The following is a 23,088-nucleotide window of genomic DNA, read 5'->3' as shown; positions in this document are numbered from 1 at the left end:
GTCCGGCGGCGCCCCCTGCGGCGTCTCCCGCCCGGTCTCAGGCCTCCTGGACGCGCAGGGCGCGGGCCAGGTCGTCGAGCCGGTCGGTGAACTGGCGGCGCAGCGCCGGCACGGGGTCGGCCTTGCGCAGCGTCTTCTCGCCGAGCTTCAGGGTCTCGGCCTCCACCGCGTGGGCGGGGAACGCCCAGCGTCCGGCGGCCGTGGCGATGGCGGGGCCACGGCGCGCGGCGACGGCCACGGCGTCCTTGAAGTAGCGCGCCACGTACGGGCGGACCAGCTCGGCCTGCTCGGGCTGCCAGAAGCCCTGCGCGGTGGCGGTGAACAGGTAGTTGGACAGGTCGTCGGAGCCGAACATGGCGTCCCAGGCGCGGGCCTTGGCGTCCGGGTCGGGCAGGGCGGCCCGGCAGCGGGCGGCGCCCTCCTGGCCGGTGGCGCTGGGGTCCCGGCGGAGTTCCTCGGCGACGGCGCCCTCGTCCACCGCGCCCAGGACGGCGAGCCGGGCGAGGATCCGCCAGCGCAGCTCCGGGTCCAGCTCGGGCCCGCCGGGGACGGTGCCCTCGGCGAGCCAGGCGGCGATGGTCTCGGGGCGGGCGGCGGCGTCGATGCAGTGGCGCACCGCGACCAGGCGCAGACCCGGGTGGTCGCCGTCCTCGGTGCGGCGGATGAGGTCGCGGCACAGGTCGGTGAGGGTGGCGAGCGCGGCGGGCCGCCGGTCCGGGGCGAGGTAGTGGTCGGCGACCTCCCCCGAGGCGAAGGCGAGGACGCCCTGGACGAGGGCGACGTCCGTCTCCTCGGGCAGATGGGCGGCGGCGGTGGCCAGGTAGGCGGAGGGGGCCAGGTCGCCGTCGCGGACCATGTCGCGCAGGCTGTTCCAGACGACGGCCCGGGTGAGCGCGCCGGGGATGCCCGACAGGCCGCGCAGGACGGTCTCCAGGGAGGTCCCGTCGAGGCGGATCTTCGCGTAGGTCAGGTCCAGGTCGTTGGGGACGACCAGGGCCGGGCGGGTGCCGGGGCGCGGCTCCGGGACGGCGCCCTGGGGCACGTCGGTCTCGTAGCGCTCGCGCAGGGTCAGGGTGCGTCCGTCGCCGAGGTCGCGGTCGTACACCCCGACGGTCACCCGGTGCGGGCGGCCGCCGTCGCGGTCCAGGGTGAGGGTCCACCGGCCGGGCACGGCGTCGACGGAGGCGGTGAGCGTGTCGACGCCGCTGGTGCGCAGCCAGGCGTCGGCCCAGGCGTGCACGTCCCGCTCGGTGGCGGAGGCGAGGGAGTCGATGAACTCGGCGAGCCCGGCGTTGCCGAAGCGGTACCGCTCGAAGTGGGTGTTGATGCCGGCGAGGAAGTCCTTCTCGCCGAGCCAGGCGACGAGCTGGCGCAGGGCGGAGGCACCCTTGGCGTAGGAGATGCCGTCGAAGTTGAGCAGGGCGGAGGCGGTGTCCTCGACGTGCTCCGGGGCGACCGGGTGGGTGGAGGGCCGCTGGTCGGCGTCGTAGCCCCAGGTCTTGCGGGAGACGCCGAAGTCGGTCCAGGTGCCCTCGCCGCGCCAGCGCGGCGGCTGCCCGCCGGGGCTCGCGGGCGTGACCTCGTTGAGCGTCTGGTAGCCCATGTACTCGGCGAAGGACTCGTTCAGCCAGATGTCGTCCCACCAGCGCAGGGTGACGAGGTCGCCGAACCACATGTGGGCCATCTCGTGGGCGACGACCATGGCGCGCCGCTGCCGCTCGGTGTCCGTGACGGCGGAGCGGTAGACGAATTCGTCGCGGAAGGTGACGAGGCCGGGGTTCTCCATGGCGCCCGCGTTGAACTCGGGCACGAAGGCCTGGTCGTAGGAGTCGAAGGGGTACGGCTCCTCGAACTTCTCGTGGTAGCGGTCGAAGCAGGCACGGGTGATCTCGAGCAGCTCCTCGGCGTCCGCCTCCAGGTGGGGCGCGAGGGAGCGGCGGCAGTGCAGGCCGAACGGCAGGCCGCGGTGCTCGGTGCGCACGGAGTGCCAGGGCCCGGCGGCGACGGCGACCAGGTAGGTGGAGACGGGCGGGGTGGGCGCGGCCTGCCACACCCCGCCGCCGGTGTGCTCGGTGACGCCGTTGGCGAGGACCGTCCAGTGCTCGGGCGCGGTGACGGTGAGCTCGAAGACGGCCTTGAGGTCGGGCTGGTCGAAGGCGGCGAACACGCGCCGCACGTCGTCCAGGAAGAGCTGCGTGTAGACGTAGGTCTCGCCGTCGCTGGGGTCGGTGAAGCGGTGCATGCCCTCGCCGGTGCGGGAGTAGCGCATGCGCGCGTCGACCAGCAGCTCGTGCTCGCCGGCGGTGAGGTCCTTCAGCGGGAACCGGCCGTCCTGGAGGAGGGCGGGGTCCAGGGACCGGCCGTCGAGCGTGACGGAGCGCAGCTCGGCGGGGTCGATCTCGACGAAGGTGTCCGCGTCCGCGCGGGCGCCGAACCTGATGAGGGTGCGGGAGTCGAACGTCTCGTCCCCGACGGTCAGGTCGAGGGCGATCGCGTAGCGGTGGACGTCGATGAGCTGTGCTCGGTTCTGCGCTTCGTCGCGCGTCAGTACGGACATGCACGCCATGCTGCCTGATGGCGTCCGCCCGGCACAGAGGAGGACGGGGGTACGCGGCCTATGTCCGCTCCCCGCCGAGCTCCGCGGTGTGCGCCCCCGGGAGCTGTGCGGGGGGCACGTGCGCGTGCGGGAGGGACGGCGCGGGGTGTGCGGCGGGGGCGCCGGCCGCGTCGAGCCGGGCGCGCAGGGAGCGCACCTCGGCCTCCAGGGCGAGCCGGCGCTGGTGGGTGTCGTAGAGGTGGCGCACCTTGGTGCGCAGCGCCCAGGGGTCGACGGGGGTGGTGACGAGGTCGGCCACGCCGAGGCGGTAGGCGGCGGTACCGAGCCGGTGGTCGCGGGCGAAGCCGGTGAGCAGCACGACGGGGATGTGCCGGGTCTGCTCCAGGCGGCGCATCCAGCGGACGACGTCGAGGCCGCCGGTGCCGGGCATGTGGGCGTCGAGCAGCAGCACCCCGACGTTGCCGCGCAGCAGTTGCTTGAGCGCCTCGTCGCCGCTGGTGGCCCGGCCCAGCGGCTGTCCGAGCGGGGCCAGGGCGCTCTCCAGGGCGTACAGCGTGTCCTCGTGGTCGTCGACGAGGAGGATGCGGGCGGTGGGCGGCATGGGGCACGTCCCTCCCCGTCGGGCCGGGCGCGGGGTCCGGGCGCCGACGGACGGTGCTCGTGAGCCGACAAGGCGTGCACAGCGAGCATGCACCGCGCGGGCCGCCCTGTCACTCCCCGCCGCGTCCCGGACCGGTCCCCGGCCCGTTCAGGGCCGGCCGCCCGCGGTGTCGTCCGCGATGCTCTCGTGGTGGCGGATCACCTCGGCGATGATGAACGTCAGGAACTTCTCCGCGAAGGCCGGGTCGAGCTTGGCGTCCTCGGCGAGGGCGCGCAGCCGGGCGATCTGGCGGGCCTCGCGCCCCGGGTCGGCGGGCGGCAGCCGGTGCTCGGCCTTGAGGCGGCCGACCTGCTGGGTGCACTTGAAGCGCTCGGCGAGCATGTGGACGACGGCCGCGTCGATGTTGTCGATGCTGTCGCGCAGACGGGTCAGTTCCTCGAGGACCGCGGGGTCGGCGTCGGGGGTGGCGGCGTTGCTGGTGGTCATGGCGGCTCAGCCTACGGCGGCGCGCCCCTTCGGCGGCGGCACGGCCCGTACAGTGGACGGTGTCCAGGCGCGGCGGGGGTGCGACGTGGCGAACGGCGGACCGGTGGAGCACGGTTACCCGCATCTGCGGACGGTGCGGGAGTCGGTCACGGCGCTGTACCGGCGCCTGTCCTACGACACGGTGCGCACCTTCTCGGCGAGTGTGGCGCCGGCCGACGTGGCGTTCGCGGACGTGGACGACCTGCATCTGGGGGCGCAGCGGGTGGCCCGCGAGATGGTGGCGCACTACCGGCTGCCGGACGCGCGGCTGATCGTCGGCTTCCGTGAGATGACGCACGCGGCGAACGTCGAGCTGACCGCGGGCCCTGAGTACTTCGTGGAGCTGAACGACCGGTTCCGGGACCACCGCCGGGACATCGGGGCGGCGCTGGCGCACGAGGTGGCACACGTGTACCTGCACCGGCTGGGGCTGTCGTTCCCGTCGACGCGGGAGAACGAGATCCTCACGGACACCGTGGCGACGTACCTCGGTGCGGGGTGGCTGCTGCTGGACGCGTTCCGGGAGGACGGGGCGTCGTCGCAGAAGCTCGGGTACCTCACGCCGGAGGAGTTCGGGTACGTGCTGGCGAAGCGGGCGCTGCTGTTCGGCGAGGACCCGTCGGTGTGGTTCACCAGTCCGCAGGCGTACACGGCGTACCGCGACGGTCTCGCACGGGCACGGCGGGACGCGGAGCAGCCCCCGCTGCGCGCGGCGGGCTGGTCCGGGCGGCTCCGGTACGCCCGGGACCGGCGGCACGCGCAGGGGCACGCGGGGGCGCCGGAGGCGGGGCGGGAGACGGCGTACCGGTTCTCGGCGGACGGGCACGGTCCGCTGCGGGTGTCGTTCCCCTGTCCCACCTGCCACCAGCGGATCCGGGTGCCGGTGGCCGGGCGGGTGCGGGCGCGGTGCGGTCTGTGCCGGTCCGTGCTGGAGTGCGACACCTGACGTCCGGCTCCCGGGCCTCACTGTCAACGACCGCCACAAGGACGGCATTTCACCCCGGCGTTCGCTCCCTTCTCCGGTGTTCGCTATTTTGTTCGCCGCTGTCGTTCTGTGCGCCGCCGTCCCCCGCCGGCCGTTTTCGTCCCGACCCCGCCGAGGAGCCGGCCTGTGGAACCCGAGTCCGCCGTCACCACCTGCTACCGCCATCCACGGGTGGAGTGCCATGTGCGCTGCGTCCGCTGCGAGCGGTACATCTGCCCGGACTGCATGCGTGAGGCCGCCGTGGGCCACCAGTGCCCCGACTGCGTGCGGGAGGGCGCCCGGTCGGTGCGGCAGGCGCGCACCCTGGTGGGCGGCCGGGTGTCCGTCGTCCCGGTGGTCACGTACGCGCTGATCGCCCTCAACGTGCTGGCGTACCTGGCGGAGGTGGTCCGGCCGGAGGTCGTGGACCGGTTCGCCATGCTCGGCGCGGGGCTGCTCGGCCCGGACGACGGCCACTACGTGTGGACGCAGCCGTACCCGGCGGACTTCACCCCCGAGGGGGTCGTGGGCGGCGAGTGGTATCGGCTGCTGACCGGCGCGTTCCTGCACCTGCCGCCCACGGAGGGGACGTTCGGCGTCCTCCACGTGCTGATGAACATGGCGGTGCTGTGGAACCTGGGCCGGGTGGTCGAGCCGATGCTCGGCCGGGTTCATTACCTCGCCCTGTACCTGCTGTCGGCGCTGGGCGGTTCGGTGCTGGTGCTGCTGCTCGCGCCCTCGGACCCCACGGTCGGCGCCTCCGGCGCGCTGTTCGGGGTCGGGGCCGCCTACTACGTGGTGTCCCGTCGGGTGGGCGCGGACATGCGCGAGGTGAACCGCTACATGACCGGCCTGCTGCTGTGGCTGGTCGTCTCCGCGTACTTCACCTCGTGGCAGGGCCATCTGGGCGGACTGCTGGCCGGCGGCCTGGTGGCGCTCGCGTTCGCCTGGGCGCCGCGCGACGGGCGCCGTGTGCTGGTCCAGGCCGGCGCGTGCGCGGCGCTGGTGGTGCTGCTCGCCGTCCTCGCGGCGGTCAAGGTGTCCGACCTGACAGGTGGAGGGATCCCCCAGTGAAACGTGCCGGTGTGCTCTTCCTCGCGGGCGTCCCCGTGGTCGCCACGGCGGTGTACTTCGTCCTGCCGTCGGGAGCCGCCGACGCCCCCGCCGCCCCGACGTCGGTCGGCGCGCAGTCCTCCCGCGACGACGCCAAGGACCGGGCCGAGCAGGACCACGAGCAGAAGCAGGACAAGGACGACGAGATCGTCGCCTCCCTGCCGCCGGGCCTCGCCGCCCCCGCCAAGAGGGAGCTGGCCCACCGGCTGGTGGCGAGCGCCGAGCACTCCACCACCGACTGGCGCTCCACCTACGGGATCATCGAGGACCGCGACGACCACTGCGGCTACACCGCGGGCATCATCGGCTTCTGCACCGGGACCCACGACCTGCTCACCCTGGTCGAGCACTACACCGAGAGCCACCCGGGCAACGGCCTGGCGCGCTATCTGCCCGCCCTGCGGAAGGTCGACGGCACCGACTCGCACGAGGGACTCGACCCGGGCTTCACCGACGCGTGGAAGGCGGAGTCGGAGCTGCCGGAGTTCCGCGCCGCGCAGGAGGAGGAGCGCGACCGCGTCTACTTCGAGCCCGCGGTCCGCCTCGCCAAGCTGGACGGCCTGGGCACCCTCGGCCAGTTCGTGTACTACGACGCGATGGTCTTCCACGGCACCGGTACCGACGAGAACGGCTTCTACGCCCTGCGCGAGCGCGTCCTGGAGAAGGCGAAGACGCCTGCCGCGGGCGGCTCGGAGAAGGCGTACCTGGACGCCTTCCTCGACATCCGCCGCGCCACCATGCTCACCCGCTACCCGGACCGCGAGACCTCGCGCGTCGACACCGCGCAGCGCCGGTTCCTGCAGGCGGGGAACCTCGAGCTGGACACCCCGCTCACCTGGGAGATGTACGGGGACTCCTACACCGTGTCCTGAACATGTTGCGGCGCCTGCCCAGTCGGTCCGGTCGGGGACTGGCGGGCAGGCGCCGCGGTGTTCCGCACGCCTTTGTGCGGGACGTTCTCAGGGGTGTCAGACCGCCAGGGCGCGGTCCGTCGGGCGGATCGGGGCGGGCAGGGCGCTCGCCCCGGTCAGGAACCGGTCGCAGCCGCGGGCGGCCGAGCGGCCCTCGGCGATCGCCCACACGATGAGCGACTGGCCGCGGCCGGCGTCACCGGCGACGAACACGCCGGGCACGTTGGTCTGGAAGTCGGCGTCGCGGGCGATGTTGCCGCGCGCGTCCAGCTCCAGGCCGAACTGCTCCACCAGGCCGTTCTCCCGGTCGGTGCCGGTGAAGCCCATGGCGAGCGTGACCAGCTGGGCGGGGATCTTGCGCTCGGTGCCCGGCTTCTGGGTCAGCTTGCCGTCGACGAACTCCACCTCGGTCATGTGCAGCCACTGGACGTTGCCGTCCTCGTCGCCCTCGAAGTGGGTGGTGGAGACGGAGTAGATCCGCTCGCCGCCCTCCTCGTGCGCGCTGGTGACCTTGTACAGCATGGGGAAGGTCGGCCAGGGCTGCGCGACCGGGTCCCGGTCGTCGTTCGGGCGGGGCATGATCTCCAACTGCGTCACCGAGGCGGCGCCCTGGCGGTGGGCGGTGCCCACGCAGTCGGCGCCGGTGTCGCCGCCGCCGATCACGACGACGTGCTTGCCCTCGGCGGTGATGGGCGGGGAGACGTAGTCGCCCTCCTGCACCTTGTTCGCCAGCGGCAGGTACTCCATCGCCTGGTGGATGCCCTTGAGCTCGCGGCCGGGCACCGGCAGGTCGCGCGCGGTGGTGGCGCCGACGGCGAGGACGACGGCGTCGTACCGCTTGCGCAGCGCGGTCGCGGGCATGTCGCGGCCGATCTCGACGCCGGTGCGGAACTTGGTGCCCTCCGCGCGCATCTGCTCGATCCGGCGGTTGATGTGCCGCTTCTCCATCTTGAACTCGGGGATGCCGTAGCGGAGGAGGCCTCCGATGCGGTCCGCGCGCTCGTAGACGGCGACGGTGTGGCCGGCCCGGGTCAGCTGCTGGGCGGCGGCCAGGCCCGCGGGGCCCGAGCCGACCACCGCGACGGTCTTGCCGGACAGGCGCTCGGGGATCTGCGGCGCGACGTCGCCGGTCTCCCACGCCTTGTCGATGATCGAGACCTCGACGTTCTTGATGGTGACCGGCGGCTGGTTGATGCCCAGCACGCACGCCGACTCGCACGGGGCGGGACACAGCCGCCCGGTGAACTCGGGGAAGTTGTTCGTGGCGTGCAGCCGGTCGCTCGCCGCGCCCCAGTCCTCGCGGTAGGCGTAGTCGTTCCACTCGGGGATGAGGTTCCCGAGCGGACAGCCGTTGTGGCAGAACGGGATGCCGCAGTCCATGCAGCGGCTGGCCTGCTTGCTGATGATCGGCAGCAGGGAGCCGGGGACGTAGACCTCGTTCCAGTCCTTCTTGCGCTCCTCGACCGGGCGGGACGTGGCGACCTCGCGGCCGTGGTTCAGAAAGCCCTTCGGGTCAGCCATTGATCGCCGCCTCCATCATCTTCTCGGTGATCTCGGTCTCGGACAGACCGGCTCGCTCGGCGGCGTCCTTGGCGGCGAGCACTGCCTTGTACGTGCTGGGGATGATCTTGCTGAAGCGCTGCACCGCGGTGTCCCAGTCGGCGAGCAGCTTCTCGGCGACGGTGGAGCCCGTCTCCTCCTGGTGCCGGCGGACCACGTCGTGCAGCCACTGCTTGTCGGCGTCGTCCAGCGCCTCGACGGAGGCGACGTTGCCGGCGTTGACGTTGTTCCGGTCCAGGTCGATGACGTACGCGATGCCGCCGGACATGCCGGCCGCGAAGTTGCGCCCGGTCTCGCCGAGGACGACCGCGTGACCGCCCGTCATGTACTCGCAGCCGTGGTCGCCCACGCCCTCGGAGACGACCAGCGCGCCGGAGTTGCGGACGCAGAACCGCTCACCGACCTTGCCGCGCAGGAACATCTCGCCGCCGGTGGCGCCGTAGGCGAGCGTGTTGCCCGCGATGACGCTGTACTCGGCGAGGTGGTCGGCCCCGCGGTCCGGGCGGACGACGATCCGGCCGCCCGACAGGCCCTTGCCGACGTAGTCGTTGGCGTCGCCCTCCAGGCGGAGCGTGACACCGCGCGGCACGAACGCGCCGAACGACTGGCCGGCGGAGCCGGTGAAGGTGATGTCGATGGTGTCGTCGGGCAGGCCCGCGCCGCCGAACTTCTTCGTCACCTCGTGGCCGAGCATGGTGCCGACCGTGCGGTTGATGTTGCGGATGGCGACCTGGGCGCGCACCGGCTGGGCGTCCTCGGCCCCGGAGACGGAGAGCGCGTCGGCGGCGAGCTTGATCAGCTCGTTGTCGAGCGCCTTCTCCAGGCCGTGGTCCTGGCCGACCACCTGGTGGCGGGCGGCGCCCTCGGGCAGCTCGGGCACGTGGAACAGCGGCTCGAGCTCCAGGCCCTGCGCCTTCCAGTGGTTCACCGCGCGGGTCACGTCGAGCACCTCGGCGTGGCCGACGGCCTCGTCGATGGAGCGGAAGCCCAGCTCGGCGAGGAGCTCGCGGACCTCCTCGGCGATGAACCGGAAGAAGTTCACGACGTACTCGGCCTTGCCGGAGTAGCGGTCGCGCAGCACCGGGTTCTGGGTGGCGATGCCGACCGGGCAGGTGTCCAGGTGGCAGACGCGCATCATGACGCAGCCGGAGACGACCAGCGGCGCGGTGGCGAAGCCGAACTCCTCGGCGCCGAGCAGCGCGGCGATGACGACGTCACGGCCGGTCTTCAGCTGGCCGTCGGTCTGGACGACGATGCGGTCGCGCAGGCCGTTGAGCAGCAGGGTCTGCTGCGTCTCGGCGAGGCCGAGTTCCCAGGGGCCGCCGGCGTGCTTCAGCGACGTCAGCGGGGAGGCGCCGGTGCCGCCGTCGTGGCCGGAGATCAGCACGACGTCCGCGTGGGCCTTGGAGACGCCCGCGGCGACGGTGCCGACGCCGACCTCGGAGACCAGCTTGACGTGAATGCGCGCCTGGGGGTTGGCGTTCTTCAGGTCGTGGATCAGCTGGGCGAGGTCCTCGATGGAGTAGATGTCGTGGTGCGGCGGCGGGGAGATGAGCCCCACGCCCGGCGTCGAGTGACGCGTCTTGGCGACCCACGGGTAGACCTTGTGGCCGGGCAGCTGGCCGCCCTCGCCGGGCTTGGCGCCCTGGGCCATCTTGATCTGGATGTCGTCGGAGTTGACCAGGTACTCGGACGTCACGCCGAAGCGGCCGGAGGCGACCTGCTTGATGGACGACCGGCGGGCCGGGTCGTACAGGCGCTCCGGGTCCTCGCCGCCCTCACCGGTGTTGGACTTGCCGCCCAGCTGGTTCATGGCGATGGCGAGGGTCTCGTGCGCCTCCTGCGAGATGGAGCCGTACGACATGGCGCCGGTGGAGAACCGCTTGACGATCTCGGAGACCGGCTCGACCTCCTCGACCGGGATGGGCTTGCGGCCCGGCTTGAAGCCGAACAGACCGCGCAGCGTCATCAGCCGCTCGGACTGCTCGTTCACGCGCTCCGTGTACTTTTTGAAGATGTCGTAGCGGCCGGCGCGCGTGGAGTGCTGCAGGCGGAAGACCGTCTCCGGGTCGAACAGGTGCGGCTCGCCCTCACGGCGCCACTGGTACTCGCCGCCGATGTCGAGCGCGCGGTGCGCCGGGGCGATGCCGGAGGCGGGGTACGCCTTGGCGTGGCGGGCGGCGACCTCCTTGGCGATCACGTCGATGCCGACGCCGCCGATCTTGCTGGTGGTGCCGTTGAAGTACTTCTCGACGAAGGACTCCTCCAGGCCGACGGCCTCGAAGACCTGCGCGCCGCGGTAGGAGGCGACGGTGGAGATGCCCATCTTGGACATCACCTTCAGGACGCCCTTGCCCAGGGCGTGGATGAGGTTGCGGATGGCCTGCTCGGGCTCGGCGCCCGGCAGGAAGGTGCCCGCGCGGACCAGGTCCTCGACGGACTCCATGGCCAGGTACGGGTTGACCGCGGCGGCGCCGTAGCCGATGAGCAGGGCGACGTGGTGGACCTCGCGGACGTCGCCGGCCTCGACCAGCAGACCCACCTGGGTGCGCTGCTTGGTGCGGATGAGGTGGTGGTGGACGGCCGCGGTGAGCAGCAGCGACGGGATCGGCGCGTGCTCGGCGTCGGAGTGCCGGTCGGACAGGACGATCAGCCGGGCTCCGTTCTCGATGGCGGCGTCGGCCTCGGCGCAGATGTCCTCGATGCGGGCGGCGAGGGCCTCGCCGCCGCCGGCCACCCGGTACAGGCCGGAGAGGGTCGCGGCCTTGAAGCCGGGCATGTCGCCGTCGGCGTTGATGTGGATGAGCTTGGCCAGCTCGTCGTTGTCGATCACCGGGAAGGGCAGCGTGACGCTGCGGCACGCGGCGGCCGTCGGCTCCAGCAGGTTGCCCTGCGGGCCGAGGGAGGAGCGCAGGGAGGTCACCAGCTCCTCGCGGATCGCGTCCAGCGGCGGGTTGGTGACCTGCGCGAACAGCTGGGTGAAGTAGTCGAACAGCAGCCGCGGGCGCTCGCTGAGCGCGGCGATCGGGGAGTCGGTGCCCATGGAGCCGATGGGCTCGGCGCCGGTCTTGGCCATCGGCGCGAGGAGGACGCGCAGCTCCTCCTCGGTGTAGCCGAAGGTCTGCTGGCGGCGGGTGACCGAGGCGTGCGTGTGCACGATGTGCTCGCGCTCGGGCAGGTCGGACAGCTCGATCTCGCCGGCCTCGAGCCACTCCTCGTAGGGGTGCTCGGCGGCGAGCTGCGACTTGATCTCGTCGTCCTCGATGATGCGGTGCTCCGCGGTGTCCACGAGGAACATGCGGCCGGGCTGGAGGCGGCCCTTGCGGACGACCTTCGCCGGGTCGATGTCGAGGACGCCGACCTCGGAGCCGAGGACGACCAGGCCGTCGTCGGTGACCCAGTAGCGGCCGGGGCGCAGGCCGTTGCGGTCGAGCACGGCGCCGACCTGGGTGCCGTCGGTGAAGGTGACGCAGGCCGGGCCGTCCCAGGGCTCCATCATCGTGGAGTGGTACTGGTAGAAGGCGCGCCGGGCCGGGTCCATGGAGTCGTGGTTCTCCCACGCCTCCGGGATCATCATCAGCACCGAGTGGGGCAGCGAACGGCCGCCCAGGTGCAGCAGCTCCAGCACCTCGTCGAAGGACGCGGAGTCGGACGCGTCGGGCGTGCAGACCGGGAAGATCCGCTCCAGGTCCTTGCCCGTGCCGAACAGGTCCGACATCAGCTGGGACTCACGGGCGCGCATCCAGTTGCGGTTGCCCTTGACGGTGTTGATCTCACCGTTGTGCGCGACGAAGCGGTACGGGTGGGCGAGCGGCCACGACGGGAAGGTGTTCGTGGAGAACCGGGAGTGGACCAGCGCGATCGCGGAGCCGAAGCGGCGGTCGGAGAGGTCCGGGAAGAAGGGCTCGAGCTGGCCGGTGGTCAGCATGCCCTTGTAGACGATGGTCCGCGCGGACAGCGACGGGAAGTAGACGCCCGCCTCGCGCTCGGCGCGCTTGCGCACCACGAACGCCTTGCGGTCCAGTGCGATGCCCGTGCTGGTCCCGTCGGTGACGAAGAGCTGACGGAAGACCGGCATGGTCGAGCGGGCGGTGGCGCCGAGCAGCTGGGGCGCGACCGGCACCTCGCGCCAGCCGAGGACGGTGAGCCCCTCGGCGGCGGCGATCTCCTCGATGCGGGCGACGGCCTCGTCGGTGCCCTCCTCGGGGAGGAAGGCGATGCCGACGGCGTAGCCGCCCGCCGCGGGCAGCTCGAATCCGGCCACCTCGCGGAAGAAGGCGTCCGGGATCTGGGAGAGGATGCCCGCGCCGTCGCCGGAGTCCGGCTCGGAGCCGGTGGCGCCGCGGTGCTCGAGGTTGCGCAGGACGGTGAGGGCCTGGTCGACCAGGGCGTGGGACGCCTCGCCGGTGAGGGTGGCGACGAAGCCGACGCCGCAGGCGTCGTGCTCGTTGCGGGGGTCGTACATACCCTGCGCAGCAGGGCGAGCATCCATGAACGACCAGCTCGCGCGGTCGTTCGAGGAATGCTGGGACGGCTGGCGCGGCGTACGCATCGGCTCTCCCGTCGTCGTCAATTGGCATCTGTGCAAGTGCCGAGGGACGACGTTGGCCCTCTGCGTGGCTAAATTTCGTGCAGGTTACATGATGGAACGATTCTCGGGAACCGGGAAAATGCGTTCCAGCATGCGGACGTCGCCCTGGGTCGCGGTGGGGTTCCGCGCCCGTCGACGCGAGCTGTGAGGGGCCTGTCCGGACAGATCGGCGTCCGTCGGCCCGATGGCGGGAAGAGGCCTCTTCGTCTCCTCCGCCGGGCACGCCGTCGGCCTCGTTGCCTGCGGCGCGTACGGCTCATGCCCACTGGTCACACATTCGAAACCAGCGAGTAATGATTGTTTATGCGACGCTCCGCATAGACGCAAGAGGTCATCCTACGGCGGTTCCGAAAAGCGACCCCAGGGCGTACGTCACACCGGCCGCCGCGCCGCCGAGGGCGAGCTGCCGCAGACCGCTGTACCACCAGGAGCGCGCCGTGACCCTCGCCACCACGGCCCCGCACAGGAAGAGCCCGAGCAGCGCGACCAGGACGGCCGGCCACAGGCTGCTCGCGCCGAGCAGGTAGGGCAGGACCGGCAGCAGCGCGCCCAGCGCGAAGGACCCGAAGCTGGAGACCGCGGCGACGGCCGGCGAGGGCAGGTCGCCGGGGTCGATGCCCAGTTCCTCGCGGGCGTGTATCTCCAGCGCCTGCTCGGGGTCGCGGGAGAGCTGCCGCGCGACCTCGCGGGCCAGGCCGGGCTCGACGCCGCGCGACTCGTAGAGCGCGGCCAGCTCGGCCTCCTCGTCCTTGGGGTGCTTGCGCAGCTCCCGGCGCTCCACGTCCAGTTCGGCCTCGACCAGCTCGCGCTGGGAGGCCACGGAGGTGTACTCGCCGGCGGCCATGGAGAAGGCGCCGGCGGCCAGTCCGGCGAGGCCGCTGAGGACGATCGTCTGCTGGCCGACGGCGCCGCCCGCGACGCCGGTCATCAGGGCGAGGTTGGAGACCAGCCCGTCCATGGCGCCGAACACCGCGGGGCGCAGCCATCCCCCGTTGACGTCGCGGTGGGTGTGGTTGTCGCGGTGCGCCTCGTGGAGCGTCGCCTCGGTCTCGATGATGGCCATGCGGGTCCCCCTGGACTCTGCGGGCGCCCTCACTTCCGGACGCCCTCGCGTATGCGATTTGGACTCATTCCAATTTTCGACGCTGCCCAGTCTACGCCTGGACGGAACCCCCCGCCAGCAAGGAAAGGCTGCGCTAACCAGCGCTTTTGTCCCCCGCCCCGGTCCGCTCGGACGCCCCGCGCATCTCGTCCGGGTGATGCTCCCGCGCACGAGGCTGCGGCGGACACGGCACCGGGGACAGTTCCGCAAAGGGCCGGCGCCCCACGGGGCGCGCCTGAGAGGAGAGCCGCGTATGGCATCGACCGCCCGCATCCCCTCCGCGCCCGCGCCCGGGGACGCGCCCGGGCTCCGCGCACGGGCCCGCGGCGCGCTGCTCGGCCTGGCCGTCGGCGACGCGCTGGGCGCCCCCGCCGAGAACATGAAGCCCTCCGAGATCCGCGCGAAGTGGGGCCGCGTCACGGACTACGTGTGCGACCCCCCGGCCGGCACCGACGACACCGAGTACGCGATCTTCTCGGGCCTGCTGGCCGCCCGCCACGGCTCCGCGCTCACCCCCGCGCACGTCGAGGCGGCCTGGCACGAGTGGATCGCGGACCGCGCCGAGGGCCCCTTCCGCGGCGCCGGCTTCAGCGAGCGGGGCACCCTGGAGAACCTGCGCCGGGGCCTGGCCGCGCCCATCTCCGCCCAGCACCGCCACGCCTGGAGCGACGGGCTGGCGATGCGGGCCGCGCCGTACGGCGTGCACGCGGCCGGGCGCCCCGACGAGGCGGCCCGGCTCGCGGCGATCGACGGCTCGGTCAGCCACGACGGGGAGGGCATCTACGGCGGCCGGGCGGTCGCGGCGGGCGTCGCGGCGGCCATGGCCGGGGCGCCGGTGGTCACGGTCGTGGCCTCGGCGCTCGCGGTGGTGCCGGAGGACTCCTGGACCGCCCGCTCGCTGCGCCGCGCGGTCACCGCCGCCCACCGCGGCGAGCGGGCGGTCCGCGCCGCGGTGGTGATCGGCGGCTACCCCTGGACCGACCTCGCCCCGGAGGCGGTCGCCCTGGCCTTCGGCGCCTACGCGACGGCCGACGGCGACTTCGAACAGGCGGTGCTGACCGCCGTGAACATGGGCCGCGACGCCGACACCACGGCGGCCGTGGCCGGTGCGCTGGCCGGAGCGACCCAGGGTGTCGCCGCCGTCCCCGAACGCTGGGCCGCGGCCATCACCCCGGCCCGCGGCACCTGTCTGCCCGCCATGGCCGGCCACCACGTCCTCGACATCGCGGACCTGCTGACCCCGGAGACTCCCACATGACCTCCACCACCCCCGCCCCCGTCACCGACGACACCCTCGCCCCCGCACCCGGGCAGGACGACTTGGCCCCGGCTCCGCGCACGGCCGACGCGCCCGCCCCCGCACCCCGTCCGCCCCGGGCGGCCGTCGAGGGCCTGCTCCTCGGGCTCGCCGCCGGGGACGCCGCCGGCTGGCCCGCCGCCCGGCACCGCGCCGCCCGCATGCCCGAGTGGACCCGCCGCCTCACCCGCGAGCTGGACACCTTCGCCGAGCAGAACGCCACCACCACGCTCCCGGTCCCCATCGCCCTGAACCAGCCCCCCGAGCCGCTGCGCCTCGGCCCGTCCGACGACGCCGAGTGGGCCGCGTTCGCCGCCGAGGCCGTGCTGCGCGCGGGCGACGACATGGTGCTCGGCGACCTCAGCCGGGAGCGCCGCACCCGCGCCGCCATCGACCTCACCTGGAACGCGGTCGCGGCCGAGGTCGCCGCCGCCACCGAGCGGGCCCCCGAGACGGAGTCCGCCGTGCTGCCGCTGCGCGCCCGCATCTCCGTGCGCGCCGGACTCGGCAACCTCGCCACCGGCCTGCGCCCGCCCGCCTCCGGCCACGACAACCCGCACTACTTCGACGACGCCGCCTGCGTCCGGGCCTGCGTGCTGGCCGTGGCCCACCCGGGCGACCCCCGGGCCGCCGCCGACCTCGCCGAGTTCGACGCCCGCTACACCCAGGACGGCGACGGCGTGCACGGCGCCCGGGCCATGGCCGCCGCCGTGTCCCTGGCCCTCGCCGGGGCCGACCCGGACGCCTGCGCGGCCGCCGCCTGCGCCGAGCTGCCCGAGGACACCGAGATCGGCCGCAACGCCCGGCACGCCCTGGCGCTCGCGGCGGACGCGGACAGCGCCTTCGCCCTGGTGCCGCCGCTGGAGCACCAGATCGTCGACCACGTCTACAGCTACGGCGTCGCCGCCGCCGAGACCGTCCCCGTCGCCCTCGCCCTCACCACCGCCGCCCGCGGCCGGATCGCGGAGGCGGTCCCGGCGGCGGCCTGTCTCTCCCGGGTCGCGGACTCCGCCCCGGCCCTGGCCGGCGCCCTCACCGGCGCGCTGGGCGGGAGCGCCGCGATCCCCGCGTCCTGGCGGGAGAGCTGCCGCACCCTGTCCGGCTGCGTGCTCCCCCGGCTGACCGGGACCGACCTGGTGGAACTCGCCGGACTGCTGGAAGCCGCCCGACCGACCGCCCCCGGAGGATGATCCCGGCATGACGCACGAAGACACCGAAATCACCCCCTCCCTGGACGAGCGGATCACCGGCGCGCTGGTGGGGGCCGCCGTCGGCGACGCCCTCGGCGGCCCGGTCGAGGGGTACTCACCCGAGCAGATCACCGAGCGCCACGGCGGCCGCGTCCGCGGGATCGTCGGCCCGTGGCACGGCGACGACTGGCGCACCGCCCGGCCTATCGCGCCGTACCACAAGGGCGACGGGCACGTCACCGACGACACCCTGATGACCCACGCGCTGGTCCGGGTGTACGCGCGGGTCCGCGACCACCTCGACGCCTACGCGGTCGCCGGCCACCTCGTCCCGGACCTGATGACGCACCCGCGCTGGATCCCGGAGCTGGAGGCGGAGACGATCCCGCTGCACCGCATCTTCCTCGCCGAGAAGTGGCTGGTGGCCCGGCTGCACTACGGTCACGTCGACCCGCGCGAGGCGGGCGTGGGCAACATCGTCAACTGCGGCGCCGCGATGTACATGGCCCCCGTCGGCCTGGTCAACGCCGTCCACCCGGCCGCCGCGTACGCCGAGGCCCTGGACGTGGCGGGCGCCCACCAGTCGTCGTACGGCAGGGAGGCGGCCGGGGTGTTCGCGGCGGCCGTGGCCGCGGCCTGCGCGCCGGACGCGACCCCGGACTCCGTCGTCGCCGCGTGCCTGTCCCTGGCCAAGGACGGCACCCGGGAGGCGGTCGAGAAGGTCTGCGAGGAGGCCTCGCGCCACACCGACGCCGAGTCGGCGCTGCGCCCGCTGCGCGAGGCGGTCGCCCCGTACGACACCGTCGGCCCCGACTACCGCTCCCCCTCGCTGGGCGCCCGGCGCCCTTCCCGGCTGCACGCGATCGAGGAGCTGCCGGTCGCGCTGGGCATGGTGGTGGCCGCCCGCGGCGACTTCCGGCACGCGGTGCTGGGCGCGGTGAACTACGGCCGCGACTGCGACTCCATCGCCACGATGGCCGGTGCGGTGACCGGCGCGCTCGGCTCCCCGGTGCCCGAGGAGTGGGCCAAGACCGTCGCCGAGGCCAGCCGCCTCGACCTGTGGGAGCCGGCCGCCACGCTCACCGCGGTGGCCCGCGAGGTCTTCGCCCGGGACGTGGAGCGCCGCCGCGCCCACGAGCGGGCGTTCGCGCGGCTCGGAGGCGCCGGATGCTCCGACTGACCTGGGTCCAGCCCGAGGACCTCGTGGGCCACGAACTGCGCCAGGCCGCGCTGGACGGCCGGGAGGCGTCGGCGGTCGCCGCCCGCTGGCACGCGGCGGGCGGTCCTCCGGCCCCGCTCACCGCAGGCGCCTCACCCCGCCCGGTCTCCCGCTACCTCCGGCTGCTGGCCTGCGACCTCCTGGACGAGCTGGCCGAGCTGCCGGGCGCGCTCGCCGACGACGAGCCCTCCGACCTCGGCGCGATCCAGGCGCTGTGCCCCGAGTGGCCCCTCTCCCCCGGTGCCCCGGCCGCCTGGGACGGGCCCGTGTTCGAGGCGCGCCTTGAGGCGGCCTGGCTCGGCCGCGCGGCCGGCTGCCTGCTGGGCAAGCCGGTGGAGAAACTCCCGCTCGCCGCCATCCGCGATCTGGCCCGCGCCGCCGGCAACTGGCCGCTGAACGGCTGGTTCACCGCCCGGGGCGTCCCCGCCGAGCTGCTGGCCGAACACCCCTGGAACCGGCGCTCCGCCCCCACCTCCCTCGCCGAGAACATCGACGGCATGCCCGAGGACGACGACCTCAACTACCCGCTGCTCGGCCTGCTGGTGCTGCGCCGCCACGGCCGCCGCTTCACCACCGCGGACGTGGCCCGCGTCTGGCTCGACGAGCTTCCCGCGGGCCGCACCTTCACCGCCGAGCGCGTCGCCTACCGCAACCTGCTCTGCGGGCTCGAACCGCCGCTGACCGCCCGCCACCGCAATCCGTTCCGCGAGTGGATCGGCGCCCTGATCCGCGCCGACGTGCACGGCTGGACCAACCCGGGCGCCCCGGGCGCCGCGGCCGAACAGGCCTACCGGGACGCCGCCCTCACCCACACCGCCAACGGGGTCTACGCGGCCATGTTCACGGCCGCCGTCGTCGCCGCCGCGGCGGGCGGCGAGCGGGACGTGCACGCCTGTCTGCGCACCGGCCTCACCGTCGTCCCGCCCCGCGCCCGGCTCGCCCGGGCCGTGCGTGACGCCGTGGGGCTGGCCCGCGAGCACCGGGACTTCGACACCGTCGTCGACCTGCTGCACGAACGGCACGGCGCCACCCACCACTGGGTGCACGCCGTCCCCAACACCGCCCTGCTGGCCGCCGCCCTCACCCATGCCGACGGGGACTTCACCGCCTCGATCTGCCGCGCGGTGTCCGGCGGCTGGGACACCGACTCGGTGGGCGCCACCGCCGGCGGCGTCGCCGGGCTGCTCGCCGGCTCGCCCCGCGCGCTCCCCGAACGCTGGACGGGCCCGCTGAAGAACCGTCTGGCCACCTCCGTCGGCGACTTCGACGGCACCGGCTTCGACACCCTGGCCCGTCTCACCCATCTGGAGGCGTCCCGCCCATGACTCCCCCCGAACCGGACCTCGCCGCACCGCACGCCGCTCCGCCGCTGGCCGGCCTGCGCGTCCTGGACCTCGCCACCCTCTTCGCCGGCCCCCTCGCGGCCACCCTGCTCGGCGACTTCGGCGCCGACGTCGTCAAGGTCGAGCACCCGAGGAAGCCCGACCCCTCGCGCGGCCACGGGCCGTCCAAGGACGGCGTCGGCCTGTGGTGGAAGGTGCTCGGCCGCAACAAGCGGGCCATCACCCTCGACCTGTCCGCCCCGGGCGGCCGGGACACGCTGCTGCGCCTGGTGCGCACCGCCGACGTCGTCGTGGAGAACTTCCGGCCCGGCACCCTGGAGAAGTGGGACCTGGGCTGGCCCGAGCTGTCCGCGGCCAACCCCCGGCTGGTGCTGGCGCGGGTCACCGGCTTCGGCCAGTTCGGCCCGTACGCGCACCGGCCGGGCTTCGGCACCCTCGCCGAGGCGATGAGCGGCTTCGCCGCGCTCACCGGCGAGCCGGACGGGGCGCCGACCCTGCCGCCGTTCGGCCTGGCCGACTCCGTCGCCGGCCTCACCACCGCGTACGCGATCATGACGGCGCTCGCGGCCCGCGACCGCACGGGCCGGGGCCAGGTCGTCGACACCGCGCTGATCGAGCCGATCCTCGCCGCTCTAGGCCCCCACCCCACCTGGTACGACCAGCTCGGGTACGTCCAGCCGCGCACCGGCAACCGGTCGCAGAACAACGCCCCGCGCGGCACCTACCGCACCGCCGACGGCACCTGGGTCGCCGTCTCCACCTCGGCCCAGTCGATCGCCGAGCGGGTGATGGTCCTCGTGGGCCGCCCCGACCTGATCGAGGCGCCCTGGTTCGCCACCGGCGAGGGCCGGGCCCGGCACGCGGACGTGCTGGACGAGGCGGTCGGCGGCTGGATCGCCCGCCACAGCCGCGCCGACGTGCTGGCCGCGTTCGAGAAGGCGGAGGCGGCCGTCGCCCCCGTGCAGGACGTCCGGGACGTCATGGCGGACCCGCAGTACCAGGCCCTCTCCACCGTCACCACGGTCGACGACCCGGAGCTGGGACCGCTGCGCATGCAGAACGTGCTGTTCCGGCTGTCCGCCACCCCGGGGGCGATCCGCTGGGCGGGCCGCCCGCACGGCGCGGACACCGAGGAGGTGCTGACCGAGCTGGGCCTCACCCCGGCCGACCTGGCGGAGCTGCGGGCGGAGGGCGCGGTATGAGCAGTGTCCCGCTGACCTGGCTGTACGCCCCCGGCGACCGCCCCGACGTGGTCGCGAAGGCGCTCACGGCGGGGGCGGACGTGGTGGTGGTCGACCTGGAGGACGCGGTCGCCCCGGACCGCAAGGCCTACGCCCGCGCGGCCACCGCCGAGCTGCTGCGCGACCCGCAGCCGGTGCCGGTGCACGTCCGCGTCAACGCCTTCGCCGGGCCCTGGGGGCCGGCCGACGTGGCGGCGCTGGCCCCGGCGCCGGGCCTGTCCGGGCTGCGGCTGCCGAAGGTGTCCTCCCCGTCCGACGTGGTGCGGGTCGCCCGCCGGGCCGTCTCCGCGCGCGGCGGCTCCCCGCCCCTGTACGCGCTGCTGGAGAACGCGCTGGGCGTCGAGCACGCCCACGCCGTGGCCACCGCGCACCCGGCGCTGCGCGGGATCACGCTCGGCGAGGCGGACCTGCGGGCGGACCTGGGGGTGCGCGAGGACGCCGGGCTCGACTGGTGCCGGGCCCGGGTGGTGGTCGCGGCGCGCGCGGCGGGGCTGGCCCCGCCCGCCCAGTCGGTGCACCCGGACATCCGCGACCTGGAGGGCCTGGAGGCGTCCTGCGTGCGCGGGCGCGCCCTGGGCTTCCTGGGCAGGGCGGCGATCCATCCGCGCCAGCTCCCGGTCATCGAGCGGGCCTATCTGCCCACGGAACGGGAGATCGAGCAGGCGGAGACGGTCCTCAAGGCGGCGGCCGCCACGCAGGGCGCGCAGGCGCTGCCGGACGGCACGTTCGTGGACGCGGCGGTGGTGACGGCGGCGCACCGGACGCTGGCGCTGGCGCACAAGCGGTGAGCAGGCCGGACGCGGCGAGGGCGCCCGGGGTGTCCCCGGGCGCCCTCGGCGTGCGTACGTCGGGCGGTCAGCCCTTCCTGGCCGACCCGGCCCCGTCCTTGGACCCCTCCGGCTCCTCGGCGTCCTCCGGCTCGCCGGACGCCTCGGGCTCGTCCGGCTTCCCGGGCTTGTCGAGCTTCCCGGGCTTCCCGGCGTCGTCGGTGTCCGTGGCGTCGTCCGTCGTCGCGTCCTCGGCGGGGGCGTCCTCGGCGGAGGCGTCCTTCCCGGTCGCGTCGCCGCCGGCCTTCTTCGTGTCGGCCGCGGGGCCCTCGCCGTCGCCGGCGCCCGGCTCGACCACGGCCTCCCGGCCCGGACGCTTGCGGGCGGACAGCACGATGTAGAGCACCGCCAGCAGGAAGACCAGCAGGGCCGTCCAGTTGTTCAGCCGCAGGCCGAGGATGTGGTGGGCCTCGTCGACCCGCATGTACTCGATCCAGAAGCGGCCCGCGCAGTACCCGGCGACGTACAGCGCGAAGGCGCGGCCGTGTCCGAGCGTGAAGCGGCGGTCGGCCCAGATGACCAGCAGCGCCACGCCGACGCACCACAGCGACTCGTAGAGGAAGGTCGGGTGGTAGGTGCCCGGCATCCGGCCGTCGGCGGAGGAGGTGATCTCCACGGCCCACGGCAGGTCGGTCGCCCGCCCGTACAGCTCCTGGTTGAACCAGTTGCCCCAGCGGCCGATGGCCTGGGCGATCGCGATGCCGGGGGCGATGGCGTCGGCGTACGCGGGCAGCGGGATGCCGCGGCGGCGGCAGCCGATCCACGCGCCGAGCGCGCCCAGGGCGATCGCGCCCCAGATGCCGAGGCCGCCCTCCCAGATCTTGAAGGCGTCCACCCAGTCACGGCCTTCGCTGAAGTACAGCTGGTAGTCCGTGATCACGTGGTAGAGCCGGCCGCCGACCAGGCCGAACGGCACGGCCCAGACAGCGATGTCCGCCACCGTGCCGGCCCGCCCGCCCCGGGCGATCCAGCGCTTGTTGCCGAGCCAGACGGCAACGAAGACGCCGATGATGATGCAGAACGCGTAGCCGCGCAGCGGAACGGGGCCGAGGTACAGCACCCCGCTCGACGGGCTGGGAATGTAGGCAAGTTCCATGGCAGGACCGACGCTACCGTGCCGGACCGCCCGTACGGCAGGCAGCCCGGCTACGGCTCCATAACAGGCCCCTCGGGGACAGGCCCCTCAGGACTTGTCGGCCTCCTCGACCATCTGCTTCAGCTTCTCGGGGGTCATGGAGCGGTCCTGGTAGATGTTCTGCCCCTCGAACAGCACCGTCGGGGTGCCGCTGAAGCCGCCCTTCTGGAAGGCCTCGTTGGACTTGACCACCCAGCTGTCGTGCGTGCCGTCCTCGACGCAGGTGCGGAACTCCGGGGTGTCGAGCCCGTCGACCTTGCTCGCCAGGTCGAACAGCTTGTCGTCGCTGGAGAAGGCGTCGTCGCTCTCCATCGGCTGGTTCTCGAACAGCACGTCGTGGTACGCGGTGAACTTCCCCGCGTCCTGGGCGCACGCGGCGGCGTTGGCCGCGTTCAGCGAGCCGCTGCCGCCGAGGCCGCCGTCGATCAGCGTGACCAGGTGGTACTCGACCTTGAGCTTGCCGGCCTCGGTCAGCTCGTTCAGCGTCGAGCGGTAGTTCTGCTCGAAGGACTTGCAGGCGGGGCAGCGGAAGTCCTCCCAGACCGTGAGGGTGGCCTTGGCGTCCTCCTTGCCGACCGGGATGGCCAGGCCGTCCTTGCCCTGGGCCCCCGAGGGCGCCACCACCGGGCCGGACGCCTTGCTCTCGTCGTCCCCGCCGGAGTTGGCCGCGACGACGCCGATCACCGCCGCGAGTCCCAGGACGCAGACCACGCTCGCGCCCACGATCAGGGTGCGGCGCCGCTTCTCCGCCGTCTTCTGCTTCTCGCGCTCTGCCGCCATCCGCTCCCGGGCGGTGCGCTTTCCCTCACGGTTCTTGTCGCTCACACCCCGCAGAACGAACCGGGGAGGCGCCCAGCGCCTCCCCGGTCCCAGGACCACCCGTACGAGGGACCCCGGCGGCCCGCCGCGGAC

General features: G+C 73.8%; 18 protein-coding genes. 10 read left to right on the top strand and 8 right to left on the bottom strand.

The features are described 5' to 3' along the window. Positions 1 to 37: 37 nt before the first annotated feature. The 3 genes from pepN to ACQZOG_RS08550 form a co-directional block, all read right to left on the bottom strand. The gene (gene pepN, locus ACQZOG_RS08560) at positions 38 to 2,566 is read right to left on the bottom strand and encodes an aminopeptidase N (RefSeq protein ID WP_106963256.1); all 2,529 of its coding nucleotides are present in this window, start codon (positions 2,564 to 2,566) and stop codon (positions 38 to 40) included. A 49-nt stretch (positions 2,567 to 2,615) separates the two neighbouring features. Beyond that, positions 2,616 to 3,158, bottom strand: coding sequence for a response regulator (locus ACQZOG_RS08555; RefSeq protein WP_033273063.1), 543 nt, complete (start codon positions 3,156 to 3,158; stop codon positions 2,616 to 2,618). Between the two features lie 147 nt (positions 3,159 to 3,305). Beyond that, positions 3,306 to 3,644: a chorismate mutase gene (locus ACQZOG_RS08550; protein WP_033273062.1), complete on the bottom strand. Its 339-nt coding sequence runs from the start codon at positions 3,642 to 3,644 to the stop codon at positions 3,306 to 3,308. Between the two features lie 85 nt (positions 3,645 to 3,729). On the opposite strand from ACQZOG_RS08550, the gene ACQZOG_RS08545 reads away from it, so the two are divergent. The 3 genes from ACQZOG_RS08545 (at position 3,730) to ACQZOG_RS08535 (ending at position 6,632) form a co-directional block, all read left to right on the top strand. After that, positions 3,730 to 4,629, top strand: a complete 900-nt coding sequence (locus ACQZOG_RS08545) for a hypothetical protein (RefSeq protein ID WP_033273061.1) — start codon at positions 3,730 to 3,732, stop codon at positions 4,627 to 4,629. 165 nt (positions 4,630 to 4,794) lie between these two features. Continuing rightward, positions 4,795 to 5,721: a rhomboid family intramembrane serine protease gene (locus ACQZOG_RS08540; protein ID WP_037639048.1), complete on the top strand. Its 927-nt coding sequence runs from the start codon at positions 4,795 to 4,797 to the stop codon at positions 5,719 to 5,721. Next, entirely contained in the window at positions 5,718 to 6,632 is a 915-nt protein-coding gene (locus ACQZOG_RS08535) for a chitosanase (protein WP_397662673.1), read from the top strand. The genes ACQZOG_RS08540 and ACQZOG_RS08535 overlap by 4 nt, the downstream gene beginning before the upstream one ends. Positions 6,633 to 6,728: 96 nt before the next feature. On the opposite strand, the gene ACQZOG_RS08530 is transcribed toward ACQZOG_RS08535, so the two are convergent. Continuing rightward, on the bottom strand, positions 6,729 to 8,192 hold the full coding sequence (locus ACQZOG_RS08530) for a glutamate synthase subunit beta (RefSeq protein WP_033273058.1): 1,464 nt from the start codon (positions 8,190 to 8,192) through the stop codon (positions 6,729 to 6,731). After that, positions 8,185 to 12,783, bottom strand: coding sequence for a glutamate synthase large subunit (gene gltB / locus ACQZOG_RS08525; RefSeq protein WP_078492789.1), 4,599 nt, complete (start codon positions 12,781 to 12,783; stop codon positions 8,185 to 8,187). Before gltB ends, ACQZOG_RS08530 begins: the two co-directional genes overlap by 8 nt. Here gltB and ACQZOG_RS08520 point away from each other — a divergent pair. Beyond that, a complete protein-coding gene (locus ACQZOG_RS08520) occupies positions 12,722 to 12,970 on the top strand; it encodes a hypothetical protein (RefSeq protein ID WP_167338172.1) in 249 nt (82 codons plus the stop codon). The genes gltB and ACQZOG_RS08520 overlap by 62 nt on opposite strands. 183 nt (positions 12,971 to 13,153) lie before the next feature. Here ACQZOG_RS08520 and ACQZOG_RS08515 read toward each other — a convergent pair whose 3' ends face one another. Then, the gene (locus ACQZOG_RS08515; protein ID WP_033273056.1) at positions 13,154 to 13,885 is read right to left on the bottom strand and encodes a VIT1/CCC1 transporter family protein; all 732 of its coding nucleotides are present in this window, start codon (positions 13,883 to 13,885) and stop codon (positions 13,154 to 13,156) included. Between the two features lie 292 nt (positions 13,886 to 14,177). On the opposite strand from ACQZOG_RS08515, the gene ACQZOG_RS08510 reads away from it, so the two are divergent. The 6 genes from ACQZOG_RS08510 to ACQZOG_RS08485 are packed head-to-tail and all read left to right on the top strand — an operon-like array spanning position 14,178 to position 21,002. Beyond that, positions 14,178 to 15,182 (top strand): ADP-ribosylglycohydrolase family protein, encoded by a 1,005-nt coding sequence (locus tag ACQZOG_RS08510; RefSeq protein ID WP_033273055.1) that lies wholly within the window; start codon positions 14,178 to 14,180, stop codon positions 15,180 to 15,182. After that, positions 15,179 to 16,411 (top strand): ADP-ribosylglycohydrolase family protein, encoded by a 1,233-nt coding sequence (locus ACQZOG_RS08505; protein ID WP_203551013.1) that lies wholly within the window; start codon positions 15,179 to 15,181, stop codon positions 16,409 to 16,411. Before ACQZOG_RS08510 ends, ACQZOG_RS08505 begins: the two co-directional genes overlap by 4 nt. Positions 16,412 to 16,418: 7 nt before the next feature. Next, positions 16,419 to 17,591, top strand: coding sequence for an ADP-ribosylglycohydrolase family protein (locus ACQZOG_RS08500; RefSeq protein WP_203551012.1), 1,173 nt, complete (start codon positions 16,419 to 16,421; stop codon positions 17,589 to 17,591). Then, positions 17,579 to 18,955: an ADP-ribosylglycohydrolase family protein gene (locus ACQZOG_RS08495; protein ID WP_033273052.1), complete on the top strand. Its 1,377-nt coding sequence runs from the start codon at positions 17,579 to 17,581 to the stop codon at positions 18,953 to 18,955. Before ACQZOG_RS08500 ends, ACQZOG_RS08495 begins: the two co-directional genes overlap by 13 nt. Then, positions 18,952 to 20,175 carry a CaiB/BaiF CoA transferase family protein gene (locus tag ACQZOG_RS08490; protein WP_033273051.1) on the top strand — a complete coding sequence of 408 codons (1,224 nt, stop codon included), beginning with the start codon at positions 18,952 to 18,954 and terminating at the stop codon, positions 20,173 to 20,175. Before ACQZOG_RS08495 ends, ACQZOG_RS08490 begins: the two co-directional genes overlap by 4 nt. Beyond that, on the top strand, positions 20,172 to 21,002 hold the full coding sequence (locus ACQZOG_RS08485; protein ID WP_033273050.1) for an HpcH/HpaI aldolase/citrate lyase family protein: 831 nt from the start codon (positions 20,172 to 20,174) through the stop codon (positions 21,000 to 21,002). The genes ACQZOG_RS08490 and ACQZOG_RS08485 overlap by 4 nt, the downstream gene beginning before the upstream one ends. Before the next feature lie 67 nt (positions 21,003 to 21,069). Here the strand turns inward: ACQZOG_RS08485 and lgt are convergent, their stop codons facing one another. Next, positions 21,070 to 22,137: a prolipoprotein diacylglyceryl transferase gene (lgt, locus tag ACQZOG_RS08480; protein WP_051724371.1), complete on the bottom strand. Its 1,068-nt coding sequence runs from the start codon at positions 22,135 to 22,137 to the stop codon at positions 21,070 to 21,072. 87 nt (positions 22,138 to 22,224) lie between these two features. Further along, the gene (locus ACQZOG_RS08475) at positions 22,225 to 23,001 is read right to left on the bottom strand and encodes a thioredoxin domain-containing protein (RefSeq protein WP_193454738.1); all 777 of its coding nucleotides are present in this window, start codon (positions 22,999 to 23,001) and stop codon (positions 22,225 to 22,227) included. Between the last annotated feature and the right edge of the window lie 87 nt (positions 23,002 to 23,088).

The organism is Streptomyces sp. P13-3-3 (genome assembly GCF_050571355.1).
Lineage (GTDB): Bacteria > Actinomycetota > Actinomycetes > Streptomycetales > Streptomycetaceae > Streptomyces > Streptomyces althioticus.
The sequence above is the reverse complement of the archived record's forward strand: the minus strand, read 5'-3'. Positions and strand labels throughout refer to the sequence as shown.